The 17,357-nt window shown below is 45.9% G+C and carries 11 protein-coding genes; 7 read left to right on the forward strand and 4 right to left on the reverse strand.

Annotation, left to right across the window (positions count from 1 at the left end; genetic code table 11):
- The first annotated feature begins 26 nt into the window (after positions 1-26).
- The 6 genes from BK127_RS25705 (at position 27) to BK127_RS25730 (ending at position 11,944) form a co-directional block, all read left to right on the forward strand.
- Complete coding sequence (locus BK127_RS25705) at positions 27-986, forward strand: ABC transporter permease (RefSeq protein ID WP_372237376.1); 960 nt, start codon at positions 27-29, stop codon at positions 984-986.
- Between the two features lies 1 nt (position 987).
- Positions 988-1,860, forward strand: coding sequence for a carbohydrate ABC transporter permease (locus BK127_RS25710; RefSeq protein ID WP_076234384.1), 873 nt, complete (start codon positions 988-990; stop codon positions 1,858-1,860).
- 25 nt (positions 1,861-1,885) lie between these two features.
- The gene (locus tag BK127_RS25715; RefSeq protein WP_076234385.1) at positions 1,886-3,421 is read left to right on the forward strand and encodes an extracellular solute-binding protein; all 1,536 of its coding nucleotides are present in this window, start codon (positions 1,886-1,888) and stop codon (positions 3,419-3,421) included.
- A 12-nt stretch (positions 3,422-3,433) separates the two neighbouring features.
- Positions 3,434-4,729, forward strand: a complete 1,296-nt coding sequence (locus tag BK127_RS25720; protein ID WP_076234386.1) for an FAD-dependent oxidoreductase — start codon at positions 3,434-3,436, stop codon at positions 4,727-4,729.
- 91 nt (positions 4,730-4,820) lie between these two features.
- On the forward strand, positions 4,821-7,160 hold the full coding sequence (locus BK127_RS25725; RefSeq protein ID WP_076234387.1) for a helix-turn-helix domain-containing protein: 2,340 nt from the start codon (positions 4,821-4,823) through the stop codon (positions 7,158-7,160).
- A gap of 59 nt (positions 7,161-7,219) precedes the next feature.
- The gene (locus BK127_RS25730; RefSeq protein ID WP_076234388.1) at positions 7,220-11,944 is read left to right on the forward strand and encodes an Ig-like domain-containing protein; all 4,725 of its coding nucleotides are present in this window, start codon (positions 7,220-7,222) and stop codon (positions 11,942-11,944) included.
- A gap of 244 nt (positions 11,945-12,188) precedes the next feature.
- Here BK127_RS25730 and BK127_RS45755 read toward each other — a convergent pair whose 3' ends face one another.
- The 4 genes from BK127_RS45755 to BK127_RS25750 are packed head-to-tail and all read right to left on the reverse strand — an operon-like array spanning position 12,189 to position 16,294.
- Positions 12,189-12,395: a CLC_0170 family protein gene (locus BK127_RS45755; RefSeq protein ID WP_076234389.1), complete on the reverse strand. Its 207-nt coding sequence runs from the start codon at positions 12,393-12,395 to the stop codon at positions 12,189-12,191.
- 18 nt (positions 12,396-12,413) lie between these two features.
- Positions 12,414-13,643, reverse strand: coding sequence for a Ger(x)C family spore germination protein (locus tag BK127_RS25740; protein ID WP_305954326.1), 1,230 nt, complete (start codon positions 13,641-13,643; stop codon positions 12,414-12,416).
- Positions 13,636-14,724 (reverse strand): GerAB/ArcD/ProY family transporter, encoded by a 1,089-nt coding sequence (locus BK127_RS25745; RefSeq protein WP_076234390.1) that lies wholly within the window; start codon positions 14,722-14,724, stop codon positions 13,636-13,638. Before BK127_RS25745 ends, BK127_RS25740 begins: the two co-directional genes overlap by 8 nt.
- A 1-nt stretch (position 14,725) precedes the next feature.
- Entirely contained in the window at positions 14,726-16,294 is a 1,569-nt protein-coding gene (locus BK127_RS25750; RefSeq protein ID WP_256711448.1) for a spore germination protein, read from the reverse strand.
- A gap of 605 nt (positions 16,295-16,899) precedes the next feature.
- On the opposite strand from BK127_RS25750, the gene BK127_RS25755 reads away from it, so the two are divergent.
- On the forward strand, positions 16,900-17,280 hold the full coding sequence (locus BK127_RS25755) for a MerR family transcriptional regulator (RefSeq protein WP_076234391.1): 381 nt from the start codon (positions 16,900-16,902) through the stop codon (positions 17,278-17,280).
- Positions 17,281-17,357: the final 77 nt, after the last annotated feature.

The following is a 17,357-nucleotide window of genomic DNA, read 5'->3' on the forward strand; positions in this document are numbered from 1 at the left end:
CGTACACAAGTTTGGAGGAATGCCCATTGAGCAAGGGAACTGCTGCTTCCGTTCAGGTGAGGAAGGAGGCTTACCTGAAAGTAAAGAAGCTATACGCTGCAATTAGCAAAGACAGATGGATGTATATGATGTTGATACCGGGGCTGTTTTACTTCCTTATATTTAAGTACCTGCCTATCGGGGGATTAGCCATCGCTTTTCAGAATTACCAGCCTTTTCTAGGATTTGCGGAAAGCAAGTGGGTCGGCTTTCATCATTTTAACCGCTTTTTTAATGAATCCGATTTCTGGCTGTTATTGAAAAATACGACGGTCATCGGAGTCAGCAATATTGTATTCTTTTTTCCGCTTCCGATTATATTGGCCCTGATGTTAAACGAGGTGAGGTTTGTTGTTTTCAAAAGGTTCGTCCAGACCGTGACCTATCTTCCTCATTTTATGTCATGGGTAGTGGTAGTCAGTATCAGCTATATTTTGTTTACTACAGAGGGTGGTGTCGTTAACGATGTCATTGCTTTAATTTGGGGACAGAAGCTGAATATATTGGCGAGCCCGGATTGGTTTCTTCCGCTCTACATAGGACAGGTAATCTGGAAGGAATGCGGCTGGGGAACGATCATTTTTTTGGCTGCGCTCACGAGTATCGACCCTGAGCAATATGAAGCAGCCCGTATTGATGGTGCGAAGCGGCTGCAGCAGCTCTGGTACATTACACTGCCGATGCTGCGCAGTACGATTGTGATCCTGCTGATCCTGAGGCTGGGTTCGTTTTTTGAAACCGGGTTTGAGCACATCTATAACATGCAAAATGCGCTCAATCGGAACGTGTCCGAGGTATTTGACACTTATGTTTATATGGTCGGCATCACTCAGGGAAGCCTGAGCTACAGTACAGCCGTTGGGATGTTCACATCCATAGTCGGTCTCGTTCTGGTGTATATATCCAACCGGATATCCAAAAAACTCGGCGAAGAAGGTATATTTTAATATGATCCACGAGAAATCGATAGGAAGCCGGATGTTTGATATCATTAATTACTTGCTGTTATTCGGATGTGCGATAGCTACGATTGTACCCTTTATCCACATTGTTGCCGGCTCCTTGACGACTGCCGAGGGACTGCTGCAGAACAGCTTTGTACTGATCCCTACGGATTTTACGCTGGATGCGTACCGTTACATTTTTACATCCGACAGTATTGCCAATAGTCTGCTCATTACGATTTACATTACCGTACTGGGAACGTTATTTAATTTGCTGTTTACGGTTCTGACTGCCTATCCGTTGGCACGGAATCCCATTATAGGCAAGCAGTTGATTCTTTTTCTGATCGTGCTTACGATTGTTTTTAGACCGGGCATGATTCCCAATTTCATCGTAGTGAAATCGGTAGGGCTGCTGGATAGCATCTGGTCGCTTATTATACCGAGCCTGATCAGCCCATTTTACTTGATCATTACCAAAAATTTCTTCCAGCAGCTCCCCAAGGAGCTGGAAGAGTCGGCCAAGATCGACGGCTATAATGATCTGCAAATTTTATTTCGCATCTTTTTACCGTTATCCAAGCCTATGCTGGCAACCTTCTCGCTGTTTTATGCGGTAGCGAATTGGAATACTTTTATGCCAGCTTTGCTGTATATTAATGATGCCACGAAGTGGCCCATCCAGATTATTTTGCGCCAGATTGTGCTGTTGGCTGCCGGTGGGGCGGGTGCTGCGGATGCTGCTGGAGAGTTTGCTGTGCCACCGTCGGTCAAGATGGCTGTTATTGTGATTGCGACGCTGCCGATTATGCTGGTATACATGATGCTGCAAAAATATTTTGTCAGTGGTTTAATGGTTGGCTCTGTGAAAGGCTAATACAAATTCGAGAGGGGCTTTAAGCATGAAAAAGGCAACAAACAGAAAGAGGCTTACCCGGCATCTGGCCATCGTTAGTACACTGAGTCTATCCGTAGGTATCTTGGCGGCTTGCAGCAGTACGGGAGCTCCGACGAAACAAGCTGACAGTGCGCCAGATCCGGTAGTCGAGAAAAAGAAGGAGCCGCTGAAAATTACGATGCTGAACGTATTTTATGAGGCGGAGGCACCGAAGAAGGATAATCCGATTCTGCAAAAGGTACAGGAGTACACGAATACCGAGCTTAATATTACATGGGTGCCGAGCTCCGCTTACAATGATAAGGTCGCCACAATGATGGTAGCCAATGACCTACCGAAGGTGCTCATGGTAACCAATGATAAGGATCCGTTGCTGCGCAACAGCATTCGTTCGGGAATGTTCTGGGAGCTTGGTCCTTACCTGAAGGCTTACCCTAACCTGAGCAGTAAATTATTGCCTGCACAGCTTAGCAATTCTTCAGTCGATGGCAAAACCTTCGGGCTGTATCGCACCAGGGATTTGGCGAGAAGAGCGCTTATTTTCCGTCAGGACTGGCTGGAAAATCTGGGGCTGAAGCAGCCGCAAACGCTGGATGAAATCTATGAGGTGCTGAAGGCATTCACCTTTAATGACCCCGATAAGAACGGCAAGGATGATACGATCGGTCTGGTGGATTACAAGGGCCTCGACAAAGCTACAAGTGTTGCAGGCTGGTTTGGCGCTCCCAATACGTGGAGTAAAGAGGGCGATCCAGATTTTACCACTGCTGCTTACATGAATATGCTGAATTTCTATAAAAGGCTGTATACGGAGAAAATCTTGAATCAGGATTTTGGAATTATGGAGGAAAGCCAGAAGCACGATACCTTCATGAAAGGCAAAGCCGGCGCGAAGCTTCATATATTGGGAGACCTTCAGGATATCGGCAAGTTTGACCCGATGTTCAAGCTGTTTCCAACTGCCAAAATCGATGCGATTTCCCTGCTTAGTGGTACTGATGGCAATCGAAGCATCGCCGAGAATGGTTATACCGGTATTTTTCTGATTCCCAAAACAACGGTGAAAACCGAGGATGAGTTGAAGCAGATCCTCACGTATTTTGATAAATTGCTGGATAAAGAGATGCAGAATCTGCTCGTTCATGGGATAGAGGGTGTGGAATATAAAACTGTGGATGGCAAGGTCCAGAGGCTGAAGCCGGAGGACCCGACGAACCGCCGTGTCGGCTGGGAGCTGGGCTTATATCGCGGAGATGCGATTCCGAAGGCTGAGATGAGGGCCGAGGAGGTTAAGGCGAATAAAATGCTGTTGGATAACGAAAAGGTAGCGATCGTCAATCCATTTGCCCCACTAGATTCTGCCACTTTCATGGAAAAGGGAGCCAAGCTTGCGAAGATGATCGATGATGCCAAAATCAAATACATCATGGGTGTTATTGATGAAGCAGGCTGGAAGGCAGTCATCGAGCAATGGCGCAAGGATGGCGGCGACAAAATGATTGCGGAATACAAGGCAGAATATGCCAAGCTGAAAAAGTAGGGAGAGAAAACGATGTTGATGAGGGAACCCGAACGTTTTGTTCAAGAGCAAGGACGTGAAGTCGCAATTGTGGGTGATTATGATGTAGTCGTATGCGGCGGAGGGCCGGCAGGAATCGCTGCCGCTCTGTCTGCAGCCGGGCAAGGCATGCGGGTCATGCTGCTGGATGCCGGAGGCTGCCTCGGTGGCATCTGGACGTCCGGTTGCTTATCGGTCATTCTTGATGTTGAAGGCAAGGGCGGTATTCTTGCCATGATCAAATCGCGGTTGGCCGCGTTAACCGCAGTGCTGCCCAGAGGGAACAATGCCAATTTTGTTTATGATGTCGAAGCCTTGAAGGCTCTGCTGGAGGAGCTGTGCACGGAAGCGGGCATTGAGATTTTGCTTCATACGCGGGTAGCAGCCGTTCTTAAGGAAGGCAGCCGCATTCAAGCCGTCATTACCGAGAGCAGCCAAGGGAGAATGGGCATCTCGGGCAAAGCATTCATCGATTGCACAGGTAATGGAGATTTGGCTGCACAGGCAGGCTGTGCCTTTAAGGTCGGGCATCCAGACACAGGCTTGATCCAGCCTGCAAGCATGCTTGCGCTCGTATCGGGTGTCCCTGACGCCTTCAGGCAAATGCAAACCTATGAGAAGAAAAGAGAGTTCAATGACTTCCTGAGTACAATCGGAATTGTGCCAAGCAATAAGGCTCCGACGATTATCGAGCTCCCATGGTCCGGGCTTTGCATTCTGTCGGTCAATCACCAGTTTCATGTGCATAGCGACAATATTTTTGATATTACACAGGCTACGATTTCCGCCAGAAAGGAAATTAATGCGATTGTGCGGACTCTCAGGGAAAAGGCTGGCTGGGACGAGCTGCGACTTGTTACGACGCCAGACCAAATTGGTTTGAGGGAGGGACGGCGTATTGAGGGCGCTTATAATCTGAATCTGGCGGACATTATGTCCGGACAAACCTTCGAGGACGGAGTTTGCCTCGTTAAGTTCAAGGTAGACATCCATGCAATGGAGTCTGGTCAATCCCACGGTTATGGGAACGGGGGAATTGTAACCCAGCCCTATCAGATTCCATACCGCAGCCTGGTCGCGGATGGCGTGGACAATCTTGGACTCGCCGGGCGCTGCATAAGTGGGGACTTCTACGCCCATGCCTCATATCGGGTTACGTCCAACGCTGTAGCTACCGGAGAGGCGATCGGCTTCGCCGCTTCAAAGGCGATTGCAGGCGGCAATTCGTTCAGGGCTGTCCCGGGAGCTGAGATTTCGCTGGAAATGAGCAGGCGGGGCTACCAGCTATAAGGGATGTCCTTGGAGGCAGCAGTACATGGTATAATACACGTATAAAAGGCAGGGGAGCAGGGGCTCCAACTGGAACGCTGGGGGTCATAACTTGAGTCGTAAACGCACAAAAATTCTGGGGAAGCTGCGCTTATTTATTTTTATACTTGTAACCTTACCTGTGCTTGTCGTTAGCATTGCCTCCTATTACAGATCCTCCGATGAGATCGAAAAGAGAGTGGTCGAAGCGAATGTTAACGTGATGCAGCAAAAACAGATACGGATGGAGCAAACCTTAAGGCTGATTGATAATATGGTTGTTCCCTTTATCAAATCCTCGACTTACGGTACGGCTATGGAGCAGGAGCTGGCGTCATTCGATTTTCAGGTGTACGACCAATTATTCGAGGGGATCCACAATTTGCAGCGATACCAGCTGCCGGTCGCGAATGTATATGTGATCAATCTGGACAAAAAGTGGGCTGTTGATAACCGTGGATCCTTCCGTCTGGACGATATCAGCAGCGATGAGCAAATTGCACAATATATCAAAACCCCACGTTCCTATTACTGGACCTATGAGGAGAAAAACCGTAAAATTCCGTCGCGTGAGAACGTCTATGAGGCGATTGACGGCATTAGCCTGGTTGCCAAGGTACCGATCAATTCACCGAATCCCAAAGGACTGCTCGTCGTGCAGGTCCCCCGTGATGCCCTCATCGAGATGATAGCATCAGGTGTAGGGACAGGCAATTCCGCCATCCTCGATGATAAGCGCAGGCCACTGCCTACAGAGGGGCTTGTCATTCTGGATGATCAATACCGGACGATCTACAGCACAGACAGCTCGATGATCGGCAAGGATGTATCCTTCCTTGGCTACGTAAGCACGATCAGCCAATCTCCTGATCCCAGCGGCTACTTTGAGACGAAGATTGATGGAGACGCGATGGGTATCAGCTATGGAAGGTCTAGCTACAACGGCTGGCATTATATTACCATGGTACCCATCGATGATATCCGTAAGGATTCGCGGTCCATTGGATTATATACAATTGTGGTCAGCGTCATTATTTTGTTGGTGGCATGGGTTACGGCGCTTAAGCTGACCGGGAGGATTTACAATCCGATCCAAAAGCTTTTTGATGCGATAAGAAGCAGGGACGGAGCCGAGCTGAACGCAGAGGACCGGGATGAATTACAGGGCATTTATGAGCGGTTTGATACGATGTCCAGAAATAATCTACAAATGTCCAACGAGCTAAAGGATCAATTGCGATATATCCGCGAATATTATGTGCTGCGCCTGCTGAAGGGACAGCTGTCCAAGAAGAAAATCGAAGACCATCTTGGGCTCTTTCCCCACAGCCAGTCGTGGAAATGGATGAGTGTGCTCAATATTGATGTAGATAGCTTTGCCGAGAACGTATACAAGAAAACAGACACCGATTTGATTACTTTTGCCATCTATAATGTCGTGAATGAGATCGTTCCCTCTGATAATCAATTGTGCATCGTCATTCTGGATGAAGCAGTGCTGGTAGTTATAGGCGGCGGCCAGGATTCGCAGTCTTTGTTCAAAGCCTTCAAGTTATCGATTGGCAGCCAAATCCAGGAAGCATTAAAGGATGTTCTGAAAATTAGCGTCAATATCGGGATCAGTGATACCTACCAAGGGCTGACTCATGCACAAAAGGCTTTTCAAGAAAGCATGGAGGCCTTGAAATACCGGATTCGTTATGAGGACGAGGCGGTCATTTGCATAGAAGAGGTTGGCTCAGAGAATTCATCCAGCATGGCGCTGCCGATCCAATTGGAGAATGAACTGATTTATGCTGTGAAATTCGAGGGTACGGGAACGGTAAAAGAATGCTTGCACCAGCTTGTAGCAGAAATCCGCAGTGCCGAGTTAACCTACAATGAATATCAATTTTGCGTATGCAAGCTGGTTGTCAACCTGATGAATTTGGTACCGGAGCCCGGTGTTTATTTTGCGGAAGTTTTCAAAGGAAACACCCCTCTTTTGGAGCAAATGATTCAGCTAAAGGCAAGCGACGAGCTGGAAAGATGGCTAATGGAGCAGATCATACAGCCGTTAACCGCGTATTTTGACGCAGGCAGAGGGACACCAAAGAAAAGAGTATCCATGAAGCTCATCCATATGATCGAAACCGAATACGACAGCGACCTGACCTTGGAGCTATGCGCCTCCAGACTGAGCTATTCACCCAATTATTTGCGCCGTTTGTTCCTGGAGGAAACCGGTATCAATTTCGGCGAGTATCTCGTTCGCTACAGGATGGATAAAGCCAAGCAGCTTTTGGTGGAAACCGATATGCGGATAGCAGACATCGCGGAGAAGCTGAGATACAGCAATTCGCAAAATTTCACCCGCCAGTTCCGCAAGCAGGAAGGGATTTCCCCCGGCGAATACCGCGAAGCCAACAAATGAGAGCAGACAGGGCAGGGAAAAGAACTCATATCAGAGTAAGACGAGGAGGAAGTGACGCAATGAATAGTAAGCTTAAACAATTGTGGAGTGGATTACTCATAGTCTCGATGCTGTTTGGTATGTTCCATATCGCAATCAACGCCAGGGTATATGCCGATGGCGGTGGTGGAGGGGAGATTTATAGCGAAAATTTCAATGCCTTTGCAACGGGTACCTATCCAGGATCGATGGATGGACTGGTACCCAAAACCGGGTATATGGCTACCGTGGAGGAGTTGCCTGATGCGGGGGATAAGAGCCTGAAAATTGCCAGAAGCCTTGCGAATACAAGCGATTCCTTCTATGTGAACAAAACGTTCCCTAATCAAACGGGAAAGAAAGTAATCGAACTAAAAGTAAACGCTTCCAGAACGGATATGATCCAATACATTCCTGTTTTGAGGGGACCATCCGGGGCAATCGCCCAGCTTGCTTTTTATAGCGACGGAAAAATCCGCGTCTATGCAGGGGGCTCATGGACCTCCTCGGCAGCTAATCTACAGAGCTATGCTGCAAATACCTGGTATGAAATCAAGCTTGTTATGGATACGGATACACAGAAGCTGGATATTTACATCAATCAGGTTCTCAAAGCACAGCAGTTGAGCTTCCAGACGTCGCAGACGTCGCTTACACAAATCCAGCTGGGTATGTATAAAGGCAGTACGCTGGGTGCTTTATACATCGACAATATTCATCTTTACGATAAGCCGGTGGTGACCGGAGTTCCTGTTGGCGACCTGTTCAGCGAAAATTTCGACACGTATACGGATGGTACCTATCCGCTGACATTGGATACAGCAGCACCAGTGACGGGATACGCAGCGGCTGTGAAAGAAATTCCGGACGCAGCGGACAAAAGCCTGAGGCTCGCAAGAACTGCTGCCAATGCAGAAGTATCCTTTTATGTCAAAAAAACATTGCCCAGTAATCTGTCAAGGGCGGCTATAACCTTCAAGGCGATGGCCTCGCAAACCGATGTGATCGGGTACATTCCCATGCTGAGGGGACCTGACAATGCTATTATTCAACTGGCCTTCTATAGCGATGGAAACATCAGGGTCTATCAGAACGGCTCATGGACAGCGACAGGGAATAGCTTGCTCGCCTATACGCCTGATACGTGGTACGACATTAAAGTGATCGTCGATGCCGTTGAACAGAAGCTTGATATCCATATCAATGGCAAGCTGGTAAAGCAGCAGGTGAGCTTTCAAAATGCCCAGTCTTCCATCTCGCAGCTTCAATTTGGCATCTACAAGGGCAGCAGTCTCGCCAGATTCGCAATTAATGATTTAAATATATATGCTTATAAACCTATGGTCAGCGCAGCGATTGAGCAGCAAGCACTGCATGTAGCAGTAGGAAGCAGTGAAACGATGCATGTAAGCCTGAATCCTGCGGATGCGTTGTTTAACCGGATTCAATGGAGCAGCAACGATACACAGACAATTCGTGTTGATCAGAACGGAATGGTGCAGGCGTTACAGGCGGGAACCGCTGTTGTAACGGCAACGGTAACGGACTCGATCTACGCTTCCGTGTATAGCGCGCAGGCTACCGTAAGTGCCTACATCCAGCCAGCGACCAGTATTCAACTGGATACGTCTGCTTTCGTACTACCTGCAGGCTCGGACAGGAAGCTAAGCGCGGAAGTATTTCCCACAAATGCGACCAATAAGCAGGTTATATGGGCATCCGATAATACAGACGTTGCAGTTGTGGACCAGAGCGGTAAGGTGACTGCTCTTTCTGCAGGTACGACGATAATCCGGGCTACGACGGTTAGCGGAAATATTAGCGCAGCCAGCACTCTAGAGGTGGTCGACCGACAGGTTCAGGCAAGCTATTACATCTCCCCGGATGGGAGTGACAGTAATCCCGGTACCGAGCTTTTACCGTTCAAGACCTTGGAGAAAGCCCGCGATATGGTCAGGTCTCTCAATAGCTGGATGACGGGTGATATTAACCTGTATCTGCGGGCAGGAACCCATGAGCGGCTAAATACATTTCTGCTGGATGAGAGGGATTCCGGCAGCCAGGGCTATCGTATTGTGTACAAGGCTTATCCCGATGAACAGCCCGTTCTTAGCGGAGGTAAGGTGATCACGGGATGGGAGCTCTCTGACGTCGCGAACAATGTGTACCGTGCTCCGTCCTTAGGCATTACGACCCGGCAGTTGTATGTGGATGGTGTGAGAGCCGTGAGGGCAAGAAGCGAATCGGGTCTGGCCAATTCGGTCAAGACAGAAAGTGGTTTTACGACCACCGATACGTTTCTTGGGGGCTGGGGACGCATCAGCGATTTGGAAATGGTGTTCCAGCAGGAATGGACTCAGCCGAGGGTAGGGGTTGACACCATCCAACTGACAGGTGGATTGGCTCAAATCCAGATGAAGGAGCCAGGCTGGTATGCAGCTACCCATAAAGGCGGCACTTCGATCAGCAAAGGGCCAGTCTATTATGAGAATGCTTACGAGCTGCTGGATCGTGAAGGGGAATGGTATTTAGACCAAGCTGCCGGCTACTTCTATTACAAGCCGAGACCAATGGAGAATATGTCCTCCGTCCAGATTGTGGCACCTGTTCTGGAAGAGCTGGTCAAGATAGAGGGGAGTTCGCTTTCGGCACCGGTTCATGACCTTCATTGGGAGGGTGTTGGTTTTGCTTATACGACTTGGATGTGGCCTAGCAGTGCAAACGGACTATCCGATGCACAGAACAATCATCTGAGATATCCGGGCTCGGATGATATTCTGCCTACAGCGGCTGTAACTGTACAGCGGGCCCATCATATCGTATTTGAGCGAAATGAATTTGCGAAGCTGGGTAGTACGGGTCTGAAGCTGATCGGTGGTGTCCAGGACAGCTTGGTTAAGGGAAATGCATTCTATGATATATCCGGGAGTGCGGTTAATGTGGGCGAGCCGACCAATAACAATGCGGCGATCTACAATCCCCAGGATGCAAGGCTGCTAATGCGCAATGTCGATGTGACCAACAATTACATCCATGATATCGGAGTAGACTATGCTTCGGCTGCAGCTATATCTGCCGGATTTCCAGTGAACATGGAGATTAGCCATAACCAGATTTTCAACATCCCCTACAGCGCTATTCACGTTGGCTACGGGTGGTACAATTACAATACTTCAGTCCTGAAACAGGCCAGGATTCAAAACAATTATATCCATGACCTGATGGGAGCGGGGATTTTTGATGGGGGTGGTATATATACGCTTGGACATACCACAGGAACCATGGAGGAGCCGAATATCGTCTCAGGCAACTATATTCAGAACCAGATGGATAAGTATGCTGTTCTCTACGCGGATAACGCGTCCGATTATTGGAGCTTTGCGAATAATGTGATTGATCTCAAGGAGACGCCTGTCTGGCAGGGTGTATATGCAAGCTGGGCAATGGGCAAGGAGTCCAACCTGCTGTTTGATAATAATTATACAACGACGGGAAAATATGCAGACCCTTTAGGTGTTCAATTTCCGGTCACCCATACACACGTAGTTCCAAATGCCAACTGGTCGTCAGCGGCAACAGCCATTATCGATGCTTCAGGCTTGCAAGAAGCGTACAGGAATTTGGCTGATGGCACCCTGGAGCGGGCATCCCTTCCTAAGGTAGTGGAATTGGGCAGCAATGAGACCTACAGCTTGAATGTGCTGGCGACAAGAAGCAAAGGGCTGCCAGCGGATCTTAGCAATGCCGTGATTTACTACCAAAGCAGCAATGAGAATATAGCCGCTGTTAGCCAGCAGGGTGTCATTACAGCGGGCCAAACCGGCAAAGCGCTCATAACGACCCATATTCGAATGGGGGATGTCATACGCAGCCTGAAAACCGAGGTCTATGTCAATGATGTCCTCAATATGATCAAATTCAAAAATGTAACAGGCAACGGGAGGAACATCATTCTGGGCGAGCCTTTGGAATTGGAGACCTACGGGACGACATGGCTTGGGCATGATGTAGAGCTGGAGGCAGTAGTCTACGTCAGCAGTGATCCTGCTATTGCCGCAGTGAATCCGAATGGCATAATTACAGGTTTAACAGAGGGAACGGTTGCGTTGTCAGTATATGGGCATTACAACGGAACAACCGTACAGCGAACATTGACGCTTGAGGTGATTCCATACAGCAGTGCAGAAGGGCTGGCACTCACGGCTTATCCAATCAATAGTGAGCTGCTGGATACAGACCATTGGAAGGTGTACGGTTCGGCCAGCACGCTGGATTTTGGCGATAACAGCGTAACGGTGGGTACTCCCAATGGACAGGCAACCTACGAAGGTACTGCATTCGGGAATGAGCTGCTGAGCTTTAATATGAACATTATGGCCAATGGTGGCTGGGAGGTCATTCAGTTCAGAAATCAGCAAAAGGAAAGCTCCTTGCAGGATACGTATGCTCTAGTCATCAAACCGGACGTTATTGAGCTTCAGCGGTTTAATAACGGGCAGCGGACTGTTATTTTTGGAAACGTCAACGGATTTACCAGCATAGGAGGAGATGCCTATTCCAACGATGTGCTTCCATTCAATCAAATCAACTATGTACAGGTAGGTGCACTGACAGAGGAGAATGGGGTTCGAATCGTACTCAACATTAATGGCGAGAACATCTTTTATTTTCTCGATAAGGAAGCGGATCGTATTACCGAGCCCGGATACCTTTCGATTTACGCCAAATATGGTCAAATAGTATTAATAGCCGAATTCGTAGGCTGAGGTTCTCACGATTCGTTATTTATTGACGCAAGAGTTGACCTATATGAGATGAAGAAAGGATATTCCGCTACGCTTTGTGTACGAGCTGGGGGCTTTCAAGTCGAACACGCTCAAAACAGTGTTAGTTGGAATGTCCTTATGATAAACAGATTTTAAAAAAAGGTTTACGTGTCCATTAAAACCACACATACCATTAAAATCAATGGATGCATTATTTTCACCTTGCAGTGATAGAGATCAAGTTTCAGAGGAAATAATTATAGACCCAGTATCCTAAAAATGTAAAGATCCCTATTGAACAATTACACCATCCCAAAATTCGCGCTATCTTTTCCTCTTTAAAGAGCCGTTGTTTTTTGTATGATCCTGCTTCAAAAAATAACAGTATCAAGCCAGTCGAAATGAACAGGAGTTCAATATAACCGATATAACCAATCGCGAGATAATACACAAGATTCAATCCCCTTCTTTAAGTAGCTTTCATACCAACCCGCCGAATTCGAATTTCCATTTTAACGTCTACAGTCAGGTTTTTGAATTCCTCCTGCCACTTTTCCTCGGTTTTGATTTCACGATTCCAATATTCAGGTTCCTTAGCCCTGACGTATTCGCCGAAGCCAAAAATATCGGATCCAGCTCTCTGCATTTTTTCAATCAATTCTTTGATTCCTTTTTCCGAGCCTTTGCTGATGTCATCTTGAATTTGTAAAATGGTCTTGTGTTCCTTTATTTTGAATAATTCATTGGATTTTTCTTCAATGTCTCCTTCTACCCGCAAATTCAAGTTGATGTGGGGACGGCCATTTTTGATGCTGACCTTGGTCCTGGATTTTCGGCTGGTGGCTTTAAACATGATCGTATCAAAGGAATTGGGAAGATATTCATAGACATTGTATCCTCCTGTCTTGACTCCTGTTACTGCCATAAATAGGCCTATCTCCAGTGGCTTTGTTGCACCAATCATTTTATCCCCTCGGAAATAAGCAAGTCCAGAAATCTCCAAATTCCCCTCCTTTTTAATTTCAATATAAGGAAGAAAGGGCTCCTTACCCCTGCTGGAATCAGCACTCCAGAATATGCCCAGAAAATCATTAGGAAGCTTCCCCATCCGTATTGCATTATCCATCATAGCCAATAAATACAGAGAGGGGACGCGCTCCAATTGAGGAGCTGCCTTCATAAGATCAGCTGCTGCACCTTTGGAAACAACCATCCAAGCTAATCTTCTGACTTCCGGACTACGCCTAAGGTAATCATTTAAATTTTGTACGCCGCTTGTGGCAATTTTTTCTGAAATTACAATGATTCGCAAATGTCCGAAAAACATCCGTTCCCCGAGCTGCTGCTGGAGTACCATCAATGCGTCGTCAATGGTATATCCTTTGGCGCTGAGCACCCATACAGGTTTGTTCTTCCCTGTGCCGCTGCTCTCACCTGGTCCCAAAGGTATCCGTCCTGGGACTGCTATTTGTACAGTCACTTGTATCATGCTTCTGGGCGGCTTTGGGAAAGCAGATTTAATATGTGTAACCTCGCTTTCATCTTGTTTGTCCACAGCTTCATCAACGGAAATTCCAAGGACTACCGCACGTTCTTCGATTTCCATTCGATCCCAGCATCCAGTCAGTAGGGGGATGAATATTGAAAAGAGAATGAATAGTTTAATTTGGAACCAAGAGTTAGGAATCAATTCAATCACTCCTTTTATTCCAGATGATGGATATTAACAGCAGCAGACCCGGATAAACAATTGTAATACATAATCCAATTTGACCAACAATATTAATGATTTCGTATAGTTGTATAACATTTTGCGGTAGCATCGCTATCGTAGTGATAAAGGGAAGAATGAAATAGCTAAATATCTTATGCGTATGTAAACGAAATATTTGAGTCATGGATTGAATGGTCAGATAAAAACCGGAGAAAAGTGTTGTGAATACAGCTGTAACCCAAACTGCCAGAAAGGCAGCATCCAATCGTTCCAAAATGTTAGCTGGCAATGAAGTGGTTTTTGCCAATTCCAGTGTAGGCCATAGCAGCTTATTGATTTCTTCCGCACCAAATACTGCTACTGAAGCTACAACAATTGAGAGATTGAGGCCTGTTGCTATTCCCATTCCCCATATGCTTGCCTTCATCGCTTTTTGTGGTTGGCGCATAAACGGTATGATTAATGTCAAAATAAAGGACCCCTGAAATAGTGCAGAAAGCGTCAATATACCTTTCAGTATTCCACTCGGATGGTTCCCCAAAATAGGCTGTAAATTGATCAGATCCGCATTTTTTAGAGACAAAGCAACGATTAACAAACCAGGGGCCAAAATAAATGGCAAATAAAACAGATGTATATAAGAAAAGGTACGTATATCATTGCGCGAAGCAATAGTCGCGAGCAGAAGCATGACGATAACAGTCACTTCTATCGGTGTTTTTTTCAATACGGATGTAATGACAACTTCTCCGAATTCACGAGAACCGAGCGCTGTCAATAAGGAGAAAAAAATGATAATTAATACATTCCCAACAGCTGCCGGCCATTTCCCAATGATTTCCTCACTGTATTGAATGAACGTCTTACTTGGGAAGCGCATACCAAGTACGGCTATGAAGGTAAGTCCGATAAGGCCAAGTAATGCACCAAGCAAGGTGATCAAGGGAGCACCTGTATCAGCAACTTTCACGCCATAGAGTGGGAGCCGCAATACCCCGACACCAACAATTGTACTAGTGATTATGGCTACCACCTGGATGTTCGTAACCTGCCGTGGATTGTTCATCTTACTTATCCTCCTCTTGATTTCCCATTTTCGACGGATCCAGAGCATTATCAGATTTCTGTAAAACAATTTGCTTCATATCCGGTCCTAATCGGTCAGTATCCAAGGGGAAAAGAGCGGGAGGTCTTTTCTTCATCCACCAAAACGGAGCTCTGATCACCAAATCCTTCAATCCTTGAATATTCCAAGGAATTGCTGGTGTCATATAGGGAACTCCGAATGATCTTAAGGACAACAGGTGGTTACAAATCAGAATTAATCCAACAACTAAACCATAAAGCCCAAAAATCCCTGCGAGAAAAATGAGTGGAAATCTAAGCATCCTTAATGCAAACGCTGCATTATACGCAGGGGTTGCAAAGGAGCCTATCGTAGTAAGTGCAATCGCCACCACAGTGATTGGGCTCGCAAAGCCCGCCGCCACCGCTGCTTGACCGATAACGAGGACACCGACAATGGATAAGGCACCGCCAACCTGCTGTGGCAAACGAATTGTCGCTTCCCGTAAAACCTCCATCGAAACCTCCATAATTAATATTTCCACAACAGCTGGAAAGGGAACCCCGGCTCTGCCTCCAGCAACGGCAACGGCAAATTTGGTCGGAATTAATTCCGGATTAAAAGAAATGATGGCCACATATAGAGCCGAAAAAATCAAAGAAAAAACAAGAGCCACTACACGAGCCATTCGGACAAAGCTTCCCTGAAGATACCGTGTCGTATAATCTTCAATGGATTGATAGAAAGAACTGAAAACGACAGGGGCTATTAACGCGAAGGGAGAACCGTCTACGAGAATAGCCACCCTCCCTTCCAGCATATTGGCTACTGTTTTGTCTGGACGTTCTGTATTCATAATCTGTGGAAAGGGTGAGAAATGATTATCTTCGATAAACTGCTCCAGATAACCAGCGTCCAGGATTCCATCAATATCTATGGCAGATAGACGTTTATTCACTTCTTTAACTAACTCGGGATTTACAACCCCTTCCAAATAGCATACAGCAACCATTGACTTGGTCTTAGTTCCGATTTTCGTAATATTGACTCGAAAATCGGCAGTCGGCAGTCGGTAGCGGAGCAGGCCCAGATTTGATATGAGGGGTTCGATGAAACCTTCTCGTGGGCCTTGTATCACTTGTTCAGTCTGAGGCTGATCGACAGCCCGTTTATCTACAGTTCGCGATCCAATTAATAAGGCTACATCCATACCTTCAACTGCAACCACAGTCTTTCCTTCTAAAATCGCTTCAGCAATATGACCCAAATATCTCTCAAACTTGCTTTGGCTATAGAAAAGTGCTTGATCCGATATGATATTTTTTAACACGGAAATTTCGATTTTTTCGTTCTGCAGATGCTCCGGTACATACATAAGGGGCTTCATAATTTCTTGATTGATCATGACTTGATCAGTTAACGCGGAAAAATAAAATATTACGGCTGGAAACTCCGAGAAAACCTTGAAGTGACGAATGATAAGGTCATCATTTTGTCCCAATAGATTATTTATAAAAGAGACCACATCCTCTATGGAACCATTCAAAGTGATGTCTTTGTATTGATTCATTATTTGCTCGGGTTCAGACTTTACTTGGTCATGCAAGGATTCCCTACGCGTAGGGGTGGATCGTGTTTGCTTTGGTCTTTCCTTTGATTTCCTAAGTAACCATTTCAAAATAGACATTTTTTCACGCTCACTTTTGTCCCAAATATCATTGATTTCCGGGTTATTGAGAATAATTAATTTTCATCATAATTTATAATTTTCTATATCGTATATTTTTATCCAATTATACAAATTTAAAGTTTGCTTCATGCTATCACAGATTACTATTCGTTCTTTGGAATTCGTCTTATTTTGACGTCCTTATGTCCGGGGCCACCTCTGCCGCAGTATTAGTTTCAAGAGCCACTGAAGAACAGGTTCCATCACCAAACAGTTTGATTTGTTCTTCCAGCCACTCGAGATTCAATTGCAGTTCCTTTTTTGTCGGACTTTCTTCTTCTTGTTTCTTTAATACACTTAATTTTCCATTCAGTAGATGAAAACGATATGTGTTGCGTTAAAGTGCACTTTAAGGTCTATAATAAAACCTGATAGATTACAGTAATGTAATAGTTAGTAATAATAAGGAACAAAATAATAAAAAGATTTATGGAGGGTACAGTATAATGGAAATTCATATAAAAGAAGCAGCAGAAAAGATAGGCTTGCCTACACATACACTCCGATATTATGAACAAGAGGGTCTTCTACCTTTTATAAAAAGAGATGAAAATGGAAATCGTATTTTTAACGAAGGGGATATATTATGGTTAGAGCTTATTGTATGTTTACGGAAAACTGACATACCTCTTTCAGAGTTACGTACGATAGTGGAATTAACAAAAGAAGGAGATAGCACAGCCTTGCTACGCAAACAGATATTTGAAAAACATAAAGAGAAAATGATGGAGAAACAAAGAGACTTGGATAACGCTTTTATAAAAATTGAGTCGAAAATTGAATACTACGATGAACTAGAAAAGAAGTACCACAAAGAAAGAGCTTAATTTTCAAAAAAGCCTTGCCTTAAAGTCAACATTAAGGATTAAGCTATTCTTGTAGCTAATTTTTTCAAAAGAAAGGA

The organism is Paenibacillus sp. FSL H7-0331, from assembly GCF_001956045.1.

Excerpts from the sequence above, each read along its gene's own strand:
- BK127_RS25755 (WP_076234391.1), top strand. The coding sequence starts at position 16,900 with ATGGAAATTCATATAAAAGAAGCAGCAGAAAAGATAGGCTTGCCTACA.
- BK127_RS25720 (WP_076234386.1), top strand. The coding sequence starts at position 3,434 with ATGTTGATGAGGGAACCCGAACGTTTTGTTCAAGAGCAAGGACGTGAA.
- BK127_RS25730 (WP_076234388.1), top strand. The coding sequence starts at position 7,220 with ATGAATAGTAAGCTTAAACAATTGTGGAGTGGATTACTCATAGTCTCG.
- BK127_RS25745 (WP_076234390.1), bottom strand. The coding sequence starts at position 14,724 with ATGAACAATCCACGGCAGGTTACGAACATCCAGGTGGTAGCCATAATC.
- BK127_RS25710 (WP_076234384.1), top strand. The coding sequence starts at position 988 with ATGATCCACGAGAAATCGATAGGAAGCCGGATGTTTGATATCATTAAT.
- BK127_RS25750 (WP_256711448.1), bottom strand. The coding sequence starts at position 16,294 with ATGAATCAATACAAAGACATCACTTTGAATGGTTCCATAGAGGATGTG.
- BK127_RS25715 (WP_076234385.1), top strand. The coding sequence starts at position 1,886 with ATGAAAAAGGCAACAAACAGAAAGAGGCTTACCCGGCATCTGGCCATC.